Annotated in this window: 16 protein-coding genes and 1 pseudogene; 7 read left to right on the forward strand and 10 right to left on the reverse strand. The window is 60.5% G+C overall.

The annotated features are described in order from the left end of the window. Positions 1-175: 175 nt before the first annotated feature. Complete coding sequence (gene argJ, locus XX99_RS15315) at positions 176-1,396, reverse strand: bifunctional glutamate N-acetyltransferase/amino-acid acetyltransferase ArgJ (RefSeq protein ID WP_082125642.1); 1,221 nt, start codon at positions 1,394-1,396, stop codon at positions 176-178. Positions 1,397-1,425: 29 nt separating this feature from the next. Here argJ and XX99_RS15320 point away from each other — a divergent pair, with 29 nt between their 5' ends. After that, a complete protein-coding gene (locus tag XX99_RS15320; protein ID WP_050060291.1) occupies positions 1,426-2,226 on the forward strand; it encodes an ABC transporter ATP-binding protein in 801 nt (266 codons plus the stop codon). A gap of 207 nt (positions 2,227-2,433) precedes the next feature. On the opposite strand, the gene XX99_RS15325 is transcribed toward XX99_RS15320, so the two are convergent. Then, entirely contained in the window at positions 2,434-4,077 is a 1,644-nt protein-coding gene (locus XX99_RS15325) for a tannase/feruloyl esterase family alpha/beta hydrolase (protein WP_082125619.1), read from the reverse strand. 152 nt (positions 4,078-4,229) lie between these two features. Continuing rightward, positions 4,230-4,487, reverse strand: coding sequence for a hypothetical protein (locus XX99_RS15330; protein ID WP_050060292.1), 258 nt, complete (start codon positions 4,485-4,487; stop codon positions 4,230-4,232). Positions 4,488-4,621: 134 nt separating this feature from the next. On the opposite strand from XX99_RS15330, the gene XX99_RS15335 reads away from it, so the two are divergent. Continuing rightward, positions 4,622-5,254, forward strand: a complete 633-nt coding sequence (locus tag XX99_RS15335) for an MBL fold metallo-hydrolase (RefSeq protein ID WP_050060480.1) — start codon at positions 4,622-4,624, stop codon at positions 5,252-5,254. Between the two features lie 39 nt (positions 5,255-5,293). On the opposite strand, the gene XX99_RS15340 is transcribed toward XX99_RS15335, so the two are convergent. Next, the gene (locus XX99_RS15340) at positions 5,294-6,205 is read right to left on the reverse strand and encodes a hypothetical protein (RefSeq protein ID WP_050060293.1); all 912 of its coding nucleotides are present in this window, start codon (positions 6,203-6,205) and stop codon (positions 5,294-5,296) included. A gap of 101 nt (positions 6,206-6,306) precedes the next feature. On the opposite strand from XX99_RS15340, the gene XX99_RS15345 reads away from it, so the two are divergent. Continuing rightward, entirely contained in the window at positions 6,307-7,425 is a 1,119-nt protein-coding gene (locus XX99_RS15345) for a hypothetical protein (RefSeq protein ID WP_156186013.1), read from the forward strand. Positions 7,426-7,657: 232 nt separating this feature from the next. Then, a complete protein-coding gene (locus XX99_RS15350; RefSeq protein WP_311732244.1) occupies positions 7,658-8,305 on the forward strand; it encodes a nitroreductase family protein in 648 nt (215 codons plus the stop codon). Positions 8,306-8,547: 242 nt separating this feature from the next. Here XX99_RS15350 and XX99_RS28375 read toward each other — a convergent pair whose 3' ends face one another. Then, a complete protein-coding gene (locus XX99_RS28375) occupies positions 8,548-8,682 on the reverse strand; it encodes a hypothetical protein (RefSeq protein WP_260315464.1) in 135 nt (44 codons plus the stop codon). Between XX99_RS28375 and XX99_RS28685 the strand changes: the two are divergent. Further along, positions 8,629-9,114 (forward strand): annotated as a pseudogene (locus XX99_RS28685) (glycosyltransferase family 39 protein); the annotation flags it as partial. The gene XX99_RS28375 and the pseudogene XX99_RS28685 overlap by 54 nt on opposite strands. Positions 9,115-9,269: 155 nt before the next feature. After that, a complete protein-coding gene (locus tag XX99_RS15360; protein ID WP_231581413.1) occupies positions 9,270-10,034 on the forward strand; it encodes a hypothetical protein in 765 nt (254 codons plus the stop codon). Between the two features lie 31 nt (positions 10,035-10,065). Here XX99_RS15360 and XX99_RS15365 read toward each other — a convergent pair whose 3' ends face one another. The 5 genes from XX99_RS15365 to XX99_RS15385 form a co-directional block, all read right to left on the reverse strand. Continuing rightward, positions 10,066-11,679: a ribulokinase gene (locus XX99_RS15365; RefSeq protein ID WP_050060298.1), complete on the reverse strand. Its 1,614-nt coding sequence runs from the start codon at positions 11,677-11,679 to the stop codon at positions 10,066-10,068. 166 nt (positions 11,680-11,845) lie between these two features. After that, entirely contained in the window at positions 11,846-13,267 is a 1,422-nt protein-coding gene (locus XX99_RS15370; RefSeq protein WP_050060299.1) for an L-fucose/L-arabinose isomerase family protein, read from the reverse strand. 46 nt (positions 13,268-13,313) lie between these two features. After that, entirely contained in the window at positions 13,314-13,526 is a 213-nt protein-coding gene (locus XX99_RS15375) for a hypothetical protein (protein ID WP_050060300.1), read from the reverse strand. Between the two features lie 14 nt (positions 13,527-13,540). Beyond that, on the reverse strand, positions 13,541-15,268 hold the full coding sequence (locus XX99_RS15380; protein ID WP_082125620.1) for a sodium:solute symporter family protein: 1,728 nt from the start codon (positions 15,266-15,268) through the stop codon (positions 13,541-13,543). An 83-nt stretch (positions 15,269-15,351) separates the two neighbouring features. Further along, positions 15,352-16,044: an L-ribulose-5-phosphate 4-epimerase gene (locus XX99_RS15385; protein ID WP_050060302.1), complete on the reverse strand. Its 693-nt coding sequence runs from the start codon at positions 16,042-16,044 to the stop codon at positions 15,352-15,354. 132 nt (positions 16,045-16,176) lie between these two features. Between XX99_RS15385 and XX99_RS15390 the strand changes: the two genes are divergently transcribed. Continuing rightward, positions 16,177-17,292 (forward strand): LacI family DNA-binding transcriptional regulator, encoded by a 1,116-nt coding sequence (locus XX99_RS15390; RefSeq protein ID WP_231581415.1) that lies wholly within the window; start codon positions 16,177-16,179, stop codon positions 17,290-17,292. The last annotated feature ends 42 nt before the right edge of the window (positions 17,293-17,334 follow it).

A 17,334-nucleotide genomic window follows, 5' to 3' on the forward strand; every position in this document is an offset into this window, starting at 1 on the left:
TTATCTCTCATTGACCCCTGATGAAAAACCCGCTTGGTTGCTTATCTTACGGGCTTTTGCAAATCATCGAACGCTGCAATTTGTTTAGACGCAAGAAACGCCATCGGAGTCTGACCACCCTGACCGGATATACCTATCGGCAGGGCGGCCCTCGTCTCTCGACTATGTCTTGCGGCTACGTCGAATAATCCGCATTGATGCGGACGTACTCTTCCGTGAGATCCGTAGTCCAGAAGCGGCACTTGCCCTGTCCTATGCCGAGATCGATGCGTATCGTGTATTCGCGATTTTTCAGGTATTCGTGGGCGCGCTGCTTGTCGAAGTCGGGAACGCGTCCGCCGTTGATGCAAATCTGCTGTTCGCCGAGCCAGATGGCGATACGCTCGGGCTCGATCTGCGCTCCCGAGTATCCGGTTGCCGCCATGAGGCGACCCCAGTTGGGATCGGAGCCGGCCCAGGCGGTCTTGACCAGTGGCGAATGCGCGATGGCCTTGGCAACCTTGAGCGCATCGGCATCGCTGGTTGCGCCTTCGATCTGCAATTCGACGACGTGCGTCACGCCTTCGCCGTCATCGACGATCTGCTTCGCCAGCGAGGTGCAGATATCCTGGAGAGCCGCGCGGAATGCCGGATGCTTCGCATCGACCGCCGCTCCGCTCGCTCCTGAGGCGAGTAAGAGAACGGTGTCGTTGGTCGAAGTATCGCCGTCGATGGAAATGCGGTTGAAGCTGACCTCGACCGCATCGTGCAGAAGAGTATTCAGCTCTGCAGGTTCGATGGCGGCATCGGTAAACACGTAGACCAGCATGGTTGCGTGCGGCACCAGCTGGGGATGAATCATCCCCGCGCCTTTGGCCACTCCGGCGATCCGCACCGTCCGGTCGCCGACGCTCACCAGCGCATGCGCAACCTTGGGCCGGGTGTCCGTGGTAAGGATGGCGTTCGCGAATGCGGCAAAGTTCTCGGTGGTCCCGGCAAGCTGACGCTCGACCTCGGGCAGAGCAGCCACCAGCTTCTCCGCAGGCAGCGGCACACCGATGATCCCTGTCGAAGAAGGGAAGACCTCATGGCCTTCCGCTCCGAAGGTCCTGGCCGCAGCGGCGCAGACTGTCTCGCATGCCTGCATGCCAATTTCGCCCGTGGCGCAATTGGCATTGCCCGCATTCACGGCAACGACGCGCACGCGTCCTCCGCTGCGCTGCAAATGGCGGTCTCCAACGTGAATCGGGGCAGCCTTTACGTTATTGCCAGTAAACATGGCAGCGGCGCTGGCAGGTTGGTCGGCGACGGCGACCGAGAAATCGGGTCTGCCACTGGGTTTGAGTCCGGCGGTTACGGCGGCAAAACGAAACCCGCCGGGGAGCGAGTTTTCGGGGAGCAGAGATCTTTGCATCATGGTCTGCATTTACTTTATCAACTGAAGAGATGACACGTTTGCAGAGTGCAGAATCCTTACGCTTTCTTGATATGCAGCACGTCGATGTCGCCCGCGGCGAAGCGATCGTGCTGCACGATATCAACCTCAAAATCGATGCCGGTGAGCACGTCGCCATCCTCGGCCCGAACGGCTGCGGCAAGTCGACGCTGATCAAGACCATCACCTGCGAGTGCTATCCCATCTGCGCGCCGGGGACCAGCATCGAGCTTCTGGGCCGCGCGCGGTGGGATGTCTCGCAGCTTCGCCAGCAGCTGGGAGTCGTCGAAGCGCATCTTCCCGGCGAACGCACCGGCGTCACCCGCGGCATCGATGCAGTGGTGGCCGGCTTCTTCTCGGCTTCGACGCTGTGGCCGAATCTGCACGTCACGCCAGAGATGCGCGAGCGAGCGCACGAGGCGCTGATCCGCATGGGAGCAACGTATCTGGAACAGAAATTCGTTGGACAGATGTCAGCCGGCGAGCAGCGGCGCATCATGATTGCGCGAGCCCTGGTGCATCGGCCCGGTATGCTGCTTCTCGACGAGCCCTCGAATGCGCTGGACATTGCCGCGCAGCGTGAGCTGCGCGAGGCGCTGCGGCTGGTGGTGCAACAGGGAACCGGCGTCATCATGGTGACCCATCATCTCGCCGACATTCTGCCCGAGATGAATCGCGTCATCATGATGCGCGAAGGACGCATTTTCGCCGACGGAACGAAGGCGGAACTCATCACCGCGCAGAAGCTGCAAGAGCTGTTCGGAGTCGAGGTAACGCTCACCCAACGGGATGGATATTGGCACCACTGGTAAAGGCAGGGTGTAGGGAATCGGGATTAGGGGGCAGCAAATCAGGGTACAGGGGGCAGCAAACTAGGGTATAGGGGGCAGCAAACTAGGGTATAGGGGATAGGGTTTAGAAGACAAGCCTGGTCGGCCGCACTGAACGCTATCCCCTATACCCTGTTTTCTGCACCCTGAACCCTATCCCCTGTCCCCTGTTTTTCCGCCCCCTACACCCTACTTCTTATCCGCTGTCTTTACGCAGCTGAAGTTCGTTGCATCCGAAGTGTCTCCAGTTCCGTTGTACTTCGGCTCCTTCGGATAGGCGCAGACTGGCCGGGTCATGGTTAGCTTGGGAGCGCTCTTGCCGTCGCTCTCGATCTTGGCGGCGATAACCTGTTCCGGCGCCATGCCCCCATCGACCCACTGCTCCAGCGCGCGGTAGATATCGTGCTGGACGTCATCGGGTCCGGTGCCGGGACGCCATCCGAACTGGCCGAAGCTGCTCGCGCCGGGTCCCGCATAGCAATGCTGCATTCCGGGAACCATGAAGAGGCGGACAAACGAATCCGCATTGCTGTTGGCCTGCTTCACCTGCTGGTAGTAGTCGATGGTGCTGAGCGGCGATATGGCCGGGTCGTTCCAGCCATGATAGAGGATCAGCTTGCCGCCGCGGCTGGCGAAGGGCTTCAGGTTGGGATCGGTGGCGTTGAGCGCCGTTGCCGTTTTGGCAATCGCGGTTTTCAGGCCGTCGTCGACGGTGAAAGTTTTAAAGTCCCAGTGCGGGTTGTCGTAGACCATGTTGGAGAAATAGCCGATGCCGTAGCCAGCACCCTGGCTCCTGCCGGGCTCCGCTCCAAAAATCCATGGCACCCAGCCGTTAGGACCCAGCTCGCCGCCGGGCAGGCCACCCGGATAAATCTGCCGGCCGCTTGAGTCCAGCGTCGGAGAATAGATGGTCTTCAATATCGCCACCTGAGGAGGCGTCAGGCAGCTGTTCGAATCCTCGCCGGTGCAGGCCAGCATCTCGGGCTTGAAATGGCAGGTACGTGGATCGTTGACCACGCCGTCCTTTAGCCCATCGTTGGCGTCGCAGGCATCGAGAACGGCCGAAGAAAGGGTGACAAGCTTGGCCGGAGAGATGTAGCTTGCGGGATCGGACAGGAGCGCCTGCGTCTTGTGCATGCCGGCGGTGAGGTTGTTGGTCCAGATATAGGCGGGTGCGCCGGCCAGAATGCCGTCGTAGTCTTCAGGGAAGCGCTGCGCTTCCATGAGCGCCTCGCGGCCGCCGTCTGAACAAGACGCGAAGTAGGAACGCGCCGCCGGCTTGCCGTAGTAGGCGTCGAGGATGGCCTTGGCGTTGGCGGTCATCTCATGGATGCCGCGATAGCCGAAATCGATGATCTTCTCCGGCTGGTTAAGCGCCCACGCTGCGCCTCGGGTCGCGTGCCCGGTATCGGTTCCCGCTGTGGCGTAGCCCTGGCTCACAGACAGTGCCAGCAGCGAGTAGTTGATGTCGCCGGCGAAGCCGCCGTTTCCCTGTCCGCGGAATTTGCTGTTCCAGGCGGCCGCCGACTGGCTGCTTTCCGGCGTACCGTTCAAGGGCAGCCACACTTCAATCTTGATCTCGGAGGCGGGTGTCGGCGCGGCTTCTACTGCGACCCGGCAGAAGGCGGGAATGTGCTTGTAAATGGCGGCGTCCGCAGGCGAGGCCGCGTCTCCCGGAGGAACGAACTGGCCGGCTGGGACTTCCTCGGCGAGAAGAACCTTGGTGTGGGGCAGATTCAACTTCGCGAGGTCGGCGCACGACGTCGCCTTCTGACCTAGAGCCGCGGAAGCCAGCAAAAACGGGGCGATCCCTAAATGTAACCACCGATGCATTCAATTCCTCCAGGAATGGTAGAGGTATTGAAACATCTTTCATGTCGCGCTGGAATGAATACTGCGGCTTCGCATTGGCTGGATGAATCCGTGCGCCGCTTGCCCTGTTGTTGTCATCCCGGCGGTAGCGCAAGCGCCGGTGTTTCCAATCCTCAAAGGCTATCGGGGCAGGCGCCGAACTTCTGTTCGAGAGCGGTGACATCTTCAGATTTCTTGGATCGCCATGTCTCTTCTTTCCACTTCTTGGCCTCCGGCGAAGCGTCGGTCTGCAGCTCCTGATAGACGCAGCTAAGGACGCGGTCCAAAGGCTCCTCAACCCAGGTGTTGCCCTGGCCGTGTACGCGGGTTGCGCCCTTCTCCCAGCCACGCGGGGTGAGATGCCACTCGGTCCACTCTTTTCTTACCGGCATGTTTGCTCCTGTTCTGTCGTCGATTGCGCACGTTCATTTTAGTGCAATCGGAGTTCGTTCACGCGAATCGGGCGAAGCCATTTGTACTCCCGGAGCGGCTTTCCAGACAATCCGGTATCGACGACAATGGGCTCATGATCTTTGAGACTTTTCCGGTAGGCCGGCTGCAATGCAACTGCTCGATTGTGGGCGATGAGACGACACGCGAAGCCATGGTGATCGACCCCGGTGACAACATTCCCGACATCCTGGCGCGGCTGGCCAAACATAAGCTGACGCTGAAGCAGATCATCATTACCCATGGGCATATCGATCATGTGGGCGGGGCTCTGCAGTTGAAGCGGATAACCGGCGCACCGGTGCTGATGAACGAGAAGGATATGGAGCTGCTGGAGATTATGGACGTGCAGGCGGGATGGCTGGGCATGACTCCGCCCGAGGTCGCTCCACCAGATATGAGCGCGGACGATGGCATGGTGGTCGGCATCGCCAACCATGCGGCGCAGGTGATCTATACGCCGGGACATACCCAGGGATCGATCTGCCTGCACTTCGCGCCGGAGAAGCTGCTGATCGCGGGGGATACGCTTTTTGCCGGCTCAGTGGGGCGCACCGATCTGCCCGGAGGCAATTCGGCGCAGATTCTGGCCTCCATCCACAACCGGCTGCTGGTGCTTCCGGAGGAGACGCGCGTCATTCCTGGACACGGATACGAGACCAGCATCGGAGAAGAGCGGGAGAGAAACCCCTTTCTCCAGGGAGTCTGAAGAAAGGGATTTTTCTCGGCTCCTATGGCTCCTATGGCTCTATGGCTGCTGCTGTTCTGGCGGCTGAGCCTGTTGTTGCTGCTGGCGCGACTGCATGTCCTGCAGGATCTGCTGCGGGGTTCTCACGCCGCCGTTAGGTTGGCCAGGGACGCCGGGTCCTGGTGACGAAGGCGCCGGTTGTGGAGGCGGCTGGTTGTCCTGATACTGCGTCGGGGCCGGCTCTTCGTCCTCGTCGTCCTGATTGGAGCGGACCGAATTTCGCATGCCGCCGGCGGCCGCGGAGCCGGCACTGGCGCCGCGTGGGCTCAGAGTCAACTGGCTCGGCGTCCCAGCCGTCGTCTTGCCGAACATCACGATGTTGTAGCCGGTGCCGTCGAGCAGCGCCGAGAGGATCTCGCGCGGATCGCCGGGGCCGTAGGTGCCAAAGATGCGCTGATCTTTATTCATGCCGTCGACGGTCATGCCGGCGGAGGTGGAAAGCTGATTCAGAATGGCGCTCAGGCTGGAATTGTTGGCAGCGATGGTCAGCTTGCCTCCGGCCAGATCGACCTTGGCAGCCTCCGCGGGATGGTCGAGAACGGAAGCGGGCAGGCCCGATGAGGAGGCCGGCGCCATCGCGCTTGGTGTGGGAGCGGCTTGCGCCCCGGCGCCCTGTGGTGGTGGAACAGACTGGTTCTGCGGCGTACCGGCTTGCTGGGCATTGGGCTGCTGATTCGGAAAGCCGAGATGGCCGTGTCCCTGAAAGGTTCCCGGCGGCTGCATCACCTGCCCCGAGGCGGTCGCGCCGAGCAAAAAGGTCAACGTCGAAGCAAGAAACAGGCGGCTGGGGGCATTCGTCCGCAGGCAGGCGTAATGCGCGATGGACGTTAGGGGAGCAGCTACGGACGCGCCCTTGCCTTCGTCTCCGGACCGAAATTCTTCATCCAACCCGAGCTGCGGAATACGGTTCATGACTCTACCAGCTTCCGGGCATAAGCCTTTCTGCCCTCTCTGTACTAGACTAGCAGTGGTTTCGATTCGCTCACCAATTTTGCGTGCCGGTTTCTCAATCTATGCATCCAGTTAGCCGCGGTTTTTCCTTCACCTCTCCTTATCGGCGCTTTGCGGAAATAGGACTCGCCGTCGCAGCAATCTTTTGTGCTGCCACCCAGGCTCACGCCGTCACCTGCACCACAGAAAGCCAGATGACCAACGCCGAGCGTGCGGAGTACGTTCGCGCGCTGCGGGCCTTGGAAGCTCCCATGCAGGCCGGGAACACGGAAGCCGTCAAGGCTCTCACCATCGCCCCGGTCGCGGCCTCCTTCGAGGGGATCGCGCAAAGTATCCAAACCCTCTCGCCGCAGATCCAGGGCGCGGCCTTCACCGTGAACGTGATGTACCGGCTGGATTCCACCGACCTCAAAACCACGGAGGAGGAGACGCAGTTTTTCTGCTCCGTCGGAGGATCGTCGATGGTAGTGACGGTCACCATCCCCCAGCTTCCGCCCGGGGTCTATCTGCTGGCCTTGTCGCATGCCACCGGCGTCGAGCATCCGCAGCAGGTTTCGTTGATTCTGCAGAAAGAATTGCCGCCTGGCGCAGCGACTGTAGGGGCAGGGGCCGTAAGTGCGACGGCTACAAGTGCGTCGGTTAAGACGCCGCCTGCCAGTCCGGAAACGCCGGCAAGCTGGAAGCTGGCCGGGTTCTTCGTCAAGCCCATGAGCCTGGGAGGCAAAGAAGGCACCTGGTATTGGTCGGAGGCGCGGCAGTATGCGCAGAAAAAGCAGCCATGGACCGCCTATTTCTACTATCAGACCGCGGCTTTTCTGCTCATCCCGGTAGATTTTCTCTCCAGCCCGAACCTGGAAAAGCTGCAGAAGGAGATGCAGGGTGTACGTCCCCCGGATCTTCCCGGCGCCGAGCCGATGAAGCTGGCTGCGGGTGGAAAGACATTTGAGATTACGAATCTGCGTACCGAGGCATTCTCCGGCGAGCTGGACCTGGTCGTGAATTACAACTCGAAAGACACCTCGGACCCGGTCGCCACGCGTGCGGAGATCGTCGAGCTCATGAAAGCCCTGATCGCCGCGCACCCCGAGATTCGACAGGCATTTCACGGCATCTGGGTCTATGCTCAAGCGCAGGGGCAACGTACCTTCGCGATCGAGCTTCCCATGGGACAGATTTCGTAGTGGTCACTGCGACAGAACGTACTTTGAATTGACGGGGTATCCCTCATCCCGCTGTTATTTTGCTTTTACGGCATCGACTCTCGCCCCCGGTCGAGTCATGCGATGGGCGTCGCATCTTATCGTTGGTGTCTTTGGAAGCGGAAGTGTCGATAAGAGTGCGCGCTCGATCAACCTAGACAGCCAGAGATGAGTCAGGTTACAACCAGAAGGGACCATCTGCCGCATGGGGAATATGACGGAAAAGACACTCTCGCAGGCAATCGCGGGCCGGCGCGACACTCCGAGTTTTGACGGAACGCCTGTGCCGGAAGCCGACTTGAAGCGGATTCTGGACGCGGGTCTCCATGCGCCTTCAGGCTATAACCTGCAGCCGTGGCGCTTCGTCGTGGTGCGCAATGTGGAGCAGAGGCGCCGCCTGCGGGCTGCGGCCTACAACCAGGCAAAGGTGGAAGAGGCTCCGGTGGTGATTGTGGCCTGCGGAGACGCCGATGGATGGCGCAACGGAGATCTCGAGGAGATGCTGCGCATGGGTTGCGCCGGCGGCATGCCGGAAAATTACGCCGAGCGGGCACGGCAAAATATCCCCAATTACTTCTCTGAGCTGCCTGACATGGCGGCCTGGCTGAACAAGCAGGTGATGCTGGCCTTCACTACCATGATGTGGACGGCCGAGGTGATGGGCTACGACACCGCTCCAATGGAAGGCTTCGAAGAACAGAAGGTTCGCGAGGCGCTGAAGCTTCCCTTGAGTTATCAGGTAGTCGCGCTGCTGGCCATCGGACATCTCAGCGGTTCGGACAAATACTTCGGCGGACGCTTCAGCATGGGACGAACGGTCTTCGAGGGGGAATACGGGAAGCCCATCCGCTTCAGCTCCTGACCTTTCGATCCTTCTCTCTTGTCGTTTCCGCTGTATCCTCCTGTAGCCATCTCCTTCCGAGGTAGCAGCGCCACAAAATTCCTGCCGCCACGCAGTTTTTTGCAGCTCATCACAACGATTTTCGGACACAGAGAAGAAATTTCCTGAAGGTTAGTTCTATCGCTATGAAAGAAAACAGCGTTGGCGCCTTTTCGCGCCCTCACGGCGACATCGCGCGATGGCATATTGTCCTTGCGTTCACGTCAGCGATTTATCTTTACCTGAATCTCTTCAGTTCGCTCCGGTTTCCGTTCCTGCTCAGCGGCGATCAGATTTATTTCTGGATGGGAGCCCAGCGGATCGTGGGCGGGCAGGCGATCTACCGTGATTTTTTTCAATGCACGCCTCCCGGCACCGATCTCGTCTACGCAGCCTGCTTCAAAGTCTTCGGAGAGACGATCTGGGTGACCAATGCAGTTGCTCTCGTCCTTGGGGTGCTCTCGGCCTGCCTGTGCTTTTCTCTCGCGCGGCAGCTCATGAAGAATGCGCCTGCGATGCTGGCGACGGCCTTGTTCCTGGTCCTCATATACGGCAAATTTTTGAATGCTACACATCATTGGTTCGCCGTCCTCTTGATTTTCCTCGCAGTGCGCGTCAGCATGGAGCGATTGAGCATCGGAAGGATGGCATGGTCAGGCGCGCTTCTGGGGCTTGCCAGTTTTTTTAATCATGTCCACGCGGCAGCAGCTCTTTTCGCCTTTGTGATTTATCTCTTGTTGAGCGGCGTGCGGAAGCACGAAGAGCGCGTGCATATGGCGAAGTCTGCAGCGGCTCTCATCCTCACTTTCGGGGCTGTTGCGCTGTGTCTGTATGCCCACTATCTCGGCACCGTCGGTTTCGAGCGGTTATGGTTCTGCCTGGTGCAAGCCGTATCCCGATATGCCGCCGAAACTCCTTGGTCTTTTGGTCTCCCCGGGCGGTTAGGATGGCGACTCTCCCCGGATTGCTGCCGTATTTGGCTGTTTACATCCTTCTGCCATTGGTCTACGCGTTTGCCCTCTGGAAATGCTGGCGCCTGCGCAGCGACTTGCTCTTTCCCTGGAACCAGGCCACGCTCCTCAGTCTGACCGGACTCTTACTCCTCCTTGATGTGGCAGTCAGCGTCAACGTGCTGAGGCTCTTCGCGATCGCGATGCCTGGAATCGTGCTGGTGGTGTGGGCGGCCGGAAGGTTGCGCCTTCCTGCTAGAGCAATGTTCCTCGCAGCCTCGGTCGCCGTGATTGTATTCGGCGCCTATCAGACGATCGAGAAGCACGCCGTGAACAGCTCGCGTGGCGAACTGGCTGGCGGGCAGTTTGCCGCCACTCGCGAAGTCTACGGGAAGTTGCAGCTGTTAGCGCAGCGTACACAGCCGGGAGAGTTCTTTCTTCAAGCCGGGTGGCCCGGCGGCTATCTCCCATTGAAGGTACAGAATCCGCTTTACCTGCCGACATTGTCTCGATGGGATCCGGGCTTCAACAAAGACATGAAGCCGGTCATCCGGCAGCTGGATGCGAGGCAGGTCCGCTATGTGTTGTGGACGCACCACCTGGATGAGCGATGCGATTTCACGGCTTGCAGGGACGATCTGTCGCCCGTTCGATCCTATTTAACAGCGTCTTTCCGGCCGGTGCAGGCATTCCCGGACGGAGACGTCCTTTGGCAGAGAGTAGAGGGCAGGGAACCCGCCGATGGCCGTCCGATGATGTGAGGTCGCGATGCAGACTTACATCGGTCTGCTGTCAGACGGCCGTTTCCACTCTTCTGACTTCGGCGGCGATCGCACGCAGCTCGGGCAGCACATCTCCCAAAGCCACTGCCCCAGCGCCACGGCTTCCCAACGCGAAATAGAGATCGCGATAGTGCCTGAAGAGCCGGTCGTAGATCGCGACCGCTTCGGGCTGCGGTTTGTAGGTCGTGTAGTCGAGACACATCGCCGCCTGGGCGTCTTCAATCGTCTGGAATGCCCCAGCCGCCAAAAGCGCAAAGATACCCGAGCCCAGGCTGGTGGGAATCCCTGCTGGCACCAGCACCGGCTTGTTGAGCACGTTAGCGTACACCTGATTCAGGACTTTATTGTTCTGCGGGATGCCGCCGGCGTTGATGACCCGGTCGACGGGCACCTCATGCCCCGCCATCCGTTCAAGGATGATGCGGGTGTGAAACGCCGTGCCTTCGATGGCCGAGAAAAGCTCGTCCTGCGCGGTGTGGATGAGATTCCATCCCAGCGTCACGCCGCCCAGCTCGGAGTTGACCAGCACGGTGCGGTCACCGTTGTCCCAGCTGAGACGCAGCAGCCCGGTCTGTCCGGCGCGATAGGCTTCGAGTCCCTGAGACAGGTCTGCGACCCGTGTTCCGGCACGCCGCGCAATGGCCTCGAAGATATCTCCAGTGGCCGAGAGCCCGGCTTCGACGCCAGTGTAGTGGGGATGCACGCTGCCGGGCACGATGCCGCAGACGCCGGGCACCAGCGTGGTCTTCTTTTCCATGGCGATGATGCAGGTCGATGTGCCGACCACGTTCACTACGTCGCCCTCGCGGCAGCCTGCGCCGATGGCGTCCCAGTGTGCGTCGAAGGCTCCGACCGGAATGGGAATGCCTGCTTTCAGTCCCATGGCCTCCGCCCACTTCGGCGCGAGATGGCCGGCAATCTTGTCCGAGGTGAGGTATTCGCCATCGAAGCGCGCGCGGATGCCGTCGAAGAGGGGATCGAGTGCGGAGAAAAACTCCTGCGGCGGAAGCCCGCCCCACTTCGGGTTCCACAGCCATTTGTGGCCCATGGCGCAGACGCTTCGCTTGACCTGGGTCGCGTCGGTAATGCCCGCCAGTGTGGCGGCCACCATGTCGCAATGCTCGAATGCGGTAAAGAAATGCTGGCGTTTCTGGGCATTATGGCGCAGCCAGTGCAGCAGCTTGGCGAATCCCCACTCGTGCGAATAGACGCCGCCGCACCACTGGATGGCTTCGAGCTTCTGCGCGTGGGCCAGCGCGGTAATCTGCTGCGCTTCCTTCTTGGCGCGGTGATCGCACCACAGGTAGTAGTCGTCGAGGGGCTCGAGCTGCGCGTTCACCGGCACCACGCTGGAGCCGGTGGTGTCGAGCGCGATGGCCTCCACCTGCGCTCCGTCGATACCAGCGCTGTCGAGGGCCTTTCGCGTGGCGCGCACCAGCGCGTTCATCTGATCGGTGTGGGACTGAGTGGCGTAGTCGGGGTCTTCACGCTTGCGCTTGAGAGGATATTCCGCGCTGGCGGTGCTCAGGCGGCCGCAGTTCACGGTGCCCGCTCCGTGGCCGCTATCCAGCAGGGTTACGCGAACGCTCAAGGTTCCAAAATCGACTCCGGCTACGACTGCCACACAGGCTCCTTCAACGAAAATCGGTTAAAAAAATCAGGCCGGAACGAGTAGTCCGGCTTTCGAGAAAACGTTTTATCATTCTAGCCGGAAAAAGGCTACCGTGGAATCAACACGGCAGCCTTTTCTCTTCGAACAACAAACTTTCCCGCTGCTTGAAACAGTGGGATTAGTCTTGCGGCTGCTCGTGATAGTGCATATCCCAGCCCAGATAGCGGGTTGCCGCCTCATAGACCGAGCTGGCCACCGTAGAGAAATTCGCCGCGACGTGATGCTCGAAGCCCTTCTCGCAGATCATGCGCAGCAGCTTCTGCATCTTGGGAATCTTCACCACGCCGGCTCCTCCGAAGGTCTCCAGCGGATCGTTGGTGAACTCGCCTTCGCCGATGTAGCCGCGGATCTTGCCGGTGTAGTCGTCGGTGGAGAAGCGCAGGTAGCTCATGGCTCCGGCCTTCACGCGGCCCACGCAGGTGCCGAAGGTGTTCTCCTTGCCCACGGTGCCGGCAATGATGGCCTGGAAGTCCATGACCACGTCGGCGAAGAAGTGCTTGGGCAGGTTGGAGCAGTGGAAGCAGACGGCTTTATTGTGATCTTCGCCGTAGTTGTTGTTCCAGTCGAGGAGCGCAGAGGGCGTCTCTGAAGCCAGCGCGAGGCCGTACATGCTGAGCACCCCGACCACGTCCACTTCGCAGGCGCTCGAGAAGAGGTTCTCGCTCATCATGCTCATGATGGTGCAGGGCACCACGCCGAAATACTCTTCCAGCGATGTCCAGCACTGGATGGCACTGATGGTGCAGTAGGTTTCTTTCATCCAGCCGTCGATGACCGCGCCCAGCTTGGACATCTTGAGCAGCGCTTCTTCGGGGATGCCGCTGGTCGGCACGTAGGCCTTGATGGCCGCGAGCTTGGCCTGCGTGGCGTCGTCCGAATCCTTCAGGCGGGCGATGCGGCCCAGTACTTCGGAGAGATCCAGCGTCTCGACCGAAATGCCCGCGCGTTCCAACTGCTTCTCGCTGTAGCGGACGGTGTTGAAGGCCGCGGGGCGAGCGCCGATGGCGCCGATGCGCAGGTTCTTGAAGCCGCCGACCACCCGGCAGACGGCGGAGAACCAGGCCAGATCCTTCTTGAAGGCCTCGGAGCTCGGCGACACCGTGTGCAGCGCGGTGATTGAGTAAGGGATGCCGTACTGCATGAGGTTGTTACAGGCCGACATCTTGCCGCAGAAGCTGTCGCGGCGATGCGAGATCTTCATGGTGTCGGCGCGGTCGGGCGTGGCCTGGACCAGCACCGGCACCTGCAGCGTGGAGAGGCGGATGGCGTCGACAATCGCGCGCTCTTCACCGAAGTTGGGCAGCGTCACGATAATGCCGTCGATCTCTTCGCGATGCTTCTTGAAGAGCTCGGCGCAGTGGCGGGCATCGTCCGGCGTCTGCACGGCTCCATGCTGCGTCTGCTCGGGTGTGAGCACGATCGACTTGTAGCCGGCCGCGTCGAGCACCTTGATCATCTCTTCGCGGCCCTCTTTGGCCAGGTGGTGCGGGAAGAATCCGCGGCTGCCGACGATGACTCCGAAGGTAAGTTGCTTTTTCATATGCCCCTAATCTCTTTCAATTGCTTAAAAATATCGATGGAACTGCCTAGCGCAGTTTCCGCGGCCAAAAACGAATGGTGTAAGAAAGTCCGGCAACAAACATCAGCCCACCCCACCAGATGGGAGCATGCAGCGAATTCAGCACCGGAGGGTGAACGAGAGGATGGCTGAGCTCCCATATCCCCTCGGCGGTAATGACGACTCCGTAGATGAAGAACAGAACTCCTGCAAAGAACCAAATTGAAAGTGCTTCACGCATCGGCCTGCTCCCCTCTACCAGAAGATGATGTTGAGAATAATGAAGAGGACGGCGATGGCGCCCGCCCATACGATCGGTTTCTGATACCAGTGCTCGTCATGTTCTTGAGGGATTGGCGATGCTCCGTAAACCAGGCCCTCCAGCTCCGCCACCGGCCGCGCCGGAGTCATATAGCTGACCACCACGGTTACGATGACGCACACCAGCCACGACCACAGCGCGCGATACATATCCAGAGCCAGGGCCCTGGCGTCTGGCGAGAGCGCTACATAACGCACCGCCGAAGGATCGTTGTGCACCCACGCCCACAGCCCGACTGCGGTAGCGGTGCCGGCGAGGAGGCCCCAGAACCCTCCCGCCTTAGTGGCGCGCTTCCAGAGCATGCCCAGGATCACCGTCCCAAAGAGCGGCGCGATGAAGAAGCTGAACAGGCTTTGCACGTAGTCCATGATGCTGGCTGCGTGCTGCACGAGATAAGCCGTGCCCACCGAGATGAGCACACCGACGAAGGTGCACCAGCGGCCCATCGAAACATAGTGGCGGTCGCTGGCCTTCTTGTTCAGGAATGCGCCGTAGATGTCATAGGTCCACACTGTCGAAAAGGCGCTGACATTGCCGGCCATGCCCGACATGAATCCAGCGATCAGGGCGGTTACGCCCAGGCCGAGCAGGCCGGGACCGCAGTAGCGCACCAGCATCAGCGGCAGCACTTCGTTGTAGCTGTGCTGACCGGTGGCCACGGCTTGCGATTCGCCGACGAGATGGAAGGGAAGCACCGACAGTGCGATCAGGCCGGGCAGGATGACGATGAAGGGCACGGCCATCTTGAAGCCCGCGCCGATGATGGGAGCCATGCGCGCGGCGCGCAGGTTATGCGCGGAGAGCACGCGCTGGACGACCAGGAAGTCGGTGGTCCAGTAACCGAAGCTGATCACCAGCCCCAGGCCGAAGACGATGCCCGACCAGTGCACGCCCATGGGATTGTCGCTGAAGTGGCCCAGGCCGCTCCACATGTGAACGTACTGCGTGTTGCCAACGTTGGTGAGGATCTGCGCTTTGAGCTTGGTCCAGCCGCCGGCCTCGATGAGCCCCAGGATCGGCACCAGCAGCGCTCCCAGCCAGATGAGGATGAACTGCAGCACCTCGTTGTAGATGGCCGAGCGCAGTCCGCCCAGCGCGACATAGAGCGCCACGGTGATGGACGAGACCCAGATGCTGAAGTTCAGATTCCAGCCCAGGACAACCTTCATCACCAGCGCCATCGAATACATGTTGATGCCGCTCATCAGCACCGTCATGAAGGCGAAGCTGACGGCGGAAAGAGCGCGCGCGCCATTGCCGTAACGCAGGTAGAGATAGCCGGGAACGGAATTGACCTTCGAGATGTAATAAAACGGCATCATGATGATGCCGAGAAACAGCATCGCCGGAATCGCGCCGATCCAGTACCAGTGTGTGGCCAGGATGCCGTACTGATAAGCCGAGCCAGCCCAGCCCATCAGCTCCAGCGATCCGAGGTTTGCCGAGACGAAGCTCAGGCCCGCGATCCAGGCGGTCATCTCGCGGCCGGCCATGAAGAACTCTTCGCTGGTGTTGGCCGACCCTTTCAAGTAAAAGCCGATGAAGAGGACGATGCCGAAGTAGATGGCAATGACGGCGATGTCGACCGCGTTGAGGTGGGCGAGCTGCTTGGTGACGGGCCCCTCGAAGAGGGCCAGCATGAGACCGGGTAGAAGGTGCATCTATTTACGTTCCTTAGGTTGTGACAAAATGCAAAGCCATAAAGCCGGAAAATATGTGTAACTTCTTACCCTGCGTGAAACGTCTAGCGAGCCTGTCCGTAGGTGGCATCGGCCCCATGCTTGCGGAAATAGTGACGGTCGAGCAGCGCCTGCGAAACTCCGCCGCAGGCAGCGTTGAGGGTGACGGTGAAATAGGCCATGCGGGCGATCGATTCGAGCACCACGGCGTTGTAGGCGGCCTCGCCGGGCGTCTTCCCCCAGGCGAATGGCGCGTGTCCCCGCACCAGGACGCCGGGCACTGCGGCTGGATCGAGGTTTTGGAAGCGCCGGATGATCGCCACGCCGGTGTTCAAGACGTAGTCGCTGCCGATCTCTTCGTCGGTCAGCTCCTCGGTCACCGGGACCGGGCCGTAGAAGTAGTCGGCATGGGTGGTGCCGAAGGGTGGAATCTCGCGGCCGGATTGCGCCCATGAAGTCGCATATTCCGAGTGGGTGTGAACAACGCCGCCGATGGCAGGGAATTCGCGGTAGAGAAGCAGATGCGTTCCCAGATCAGAGGAGGGACGGAGGGTGCCCTCGACGATTTTGCCGTTGAGATCGGTGACCACCATGTCGCTGGGCTTCATGGTTTCGTAGGGCACGCCGCTGGGCTTGATGACCACCAGCCCGGCCGCGCGGTCAATGCCGCTGGCGTTGCCGAAGGTGTAGAGGACGAGGCCGCGGCGCACGATCTCCAGATTGGCTTCGAGCACCTCGCTGCGCAGTTGGTCTAACATCGAGCCGAAAACTCCTCCCCGAGCATAATGCCAGTTACTAAAGCGTTTTACCACCTAATCTTTGGCAAACGTTTACTGGAACTTTGAAAGTATGCGCTTTAAACTGTTCAAGTCAAGCAAGAGGTAGTCTTTTTGGCCATCAAAAAACGTCCGCGTCAACCGAAGAGTGAAAACCGCCGTCTGGATATCCGCGATGTGGCGAAACACGCCAAGGTTTCAATCGCCACCGTCTCGCGCACCATCAACCGCGTCCCCACGGTCGACAAGGAGCTGGCCGACCGCGTGTGGCTCGCCATTAGCGAGCTGAATTATTTTCCGAACACCCAGGCGCGCGCCCTGGTCTCCGGACGCACCCGGCTGCTGGGCCTGCTCATCTCCGAAATCACCAACCCGTTTTTCCCCGAGCTGATCCGCGGCTTCGAGGACATCGCCGTCGAGAATGGATACGAGATTTTGATCGGCTCAACGAACTACCATCCCGAGCGCATGTCGCTCGCCGTGCGGCGCATGATCGAGCGCAACGTCGAAGGCGTCGCGGTGATGACCTTCGGCGTGGAACAGCCGCTGCTGGAAGAGCTGGCCTCGCGCCATGTGCCCATGGTCTTCGTCGATTCCGGACCGCCGGGCGACCTGGTGCGCCCGCTGCTGGTGGATTACCGCAAGGGCATTCAGCAGGGCGTGCAGCATCTGGCCGTGCTGGGCCATCGCAAGCTGGGATACATCAGCGGCCCTTCGCAACAGCGGTCGTCGCAACTGCGGACGGCCGCGTTTCTCGAATCGCTGGAGCAGATCGGGGTGACGCCCAATCCGGAGTGGATCTTCGAAGGCGACCACACGCTGGAGGGCGGCATGCGCTGCATGGAGCAGCTGCTGGCGCTGCCCGAGTTGCCCACCGCGATCATGTGCTCGAACGACATGACCGCCATCGGCGGCCTGCGCGTGCTCACCCGCGCCGGCTTGCGCGTTCCCGAAGACATCTCGCTGATCGGCTTCGACGACATTCACCTCGCGGAGTTCGTCAATCCGCCGCTGACTACGGTCCGCATGTCGAGGAACGACCTTGCCCGCTCCGCATTCGGCGCGCTGCGCGCCATCGCCGAACAGGAGCAGGGAGGCCATCCTCGCGAATGGAAGGTCACCACCTCGCTCGTCGTCCGGCAATCGACCGGCTACCCTCGCGACAGCGCACTGGCGCCGGCCGCAGGCACGCCGAGCACAAAGAAAAAGAAGAGCAGCAAGAAGGTGTAACGAGTACCGGGATTTCGACGAGCAGGCTATATGCTGACATCA

It is taken from the genome of Silvibacterium bohemicum, from assembly GCF_001006305.1.
In the GTDB taxonomy this organism is placed as follows: domain Bacteria; phylum Acidobacteriota; class Terriglobia; order Terriglobales; family Acidobacteriaceae; genus Silvibacterium; species Silvibacterium bohemicum.

What these genes read in the sequence shown, in the direction of transcription:
- argJ (WP_082125642.1), bottom strand. Translation starts at nt 1,396, where the DNA reads ATGATGCAAAGATCTCTGCTCCCCGAAAACTCGCTCCCCGGCGGGTTT.
- XX99_RS15320 (WP_050060291.1), top strand. Translation starts at nt 1,426, where the DNA reads ATGACACGTTTGCAGAGTGCAGAATCCTTACGCTTTCTTGATATGCAG.
- XX99_RS15325 (WP_082125619.1), bottom strand. Translation starts at nt 4,077, where the DNA reads ATGCATCGGTGGTTACATTTAGGGATCGCCCCGTTTTTGCTGGCTTCC.
- XX99_RS15330 (WP_050060292.1), bottom strand. Translation starts at nt 4,487, where the DNA reads ATGCCGGTAAGAAAAGAGTGGACCGAGTGGCATCTCACCCCGCGTGGC.
- XX99_RS15335 (WP_050060480.1), top strand. Translation starts at nt 4,622, where the DNA reads ATGATCTTTGAGACTTTTCCGGTAGGCCGGCTGCAATGCAACTGCTCG.
- XX99_RS15340 (WP_050060293.1), bottom strand. Translation starts at nt 6,205, where the DNA reads ATGAACCGTATTCCGCAGCTCGGGTTGGATGAAGAATTTCGGTCCGGA.
- XX99_RS15345 (WP_156186013.1), top strand. Translation starts at nt 6,307, where the DNA reads ATGCATCCAGTTAGCCGCGGTTTTTCCTTCACCTCTCCTTATCGGCGC.
- XX99_RS15350 (WP_311732244.1), top strand. Translation starts at nt 7,658, where the DNA reads ATGACGGAAAAGACACTCTCGCAGGCAATCGCGGGCCGGCGCGACACT.
- XX99_RS15360 (WP_231581413.1), top strand. Translation starts at nt 9,270, where the DNA reads ATGGCGACTCTCCCCGGATTGCTGCCGTATTTGGCTGTTTACATCCTT.
- XX99_RS15370 (WP_050060299.1), bottom strand. Translation starts at nt 13,267, where the DNA reads ATGAAAAAGCAACTTACCTTCGGAGTCATCGTCGGCAGCCGCGGATTC.
- XX99_RS15375 (WP_050060300.1), bottom strand. Translation starts at nt 13,526, where the DNA reads ATGCGTGAAGCACTTTCAATTTGGTTCTTTGCAGGAGTTCTGTTCTTC.
- XX99_RS15380 (WP_082125620.1), bottom strand. Translation starts at nt 15,268, where the DNA reads ATGCACCTTCTACCCGGTCTCATGCTGGCCCTCTTCGAGGGGCCCGTC.
- XX99_RS15385 (WP_050060302.1), bottom strand. Translation starts at nt 16,044, where the DNA reads ATGTTAGACCAACTGCGCAGCGAGGTGCTCGAAGCCAATCTGGAGATC.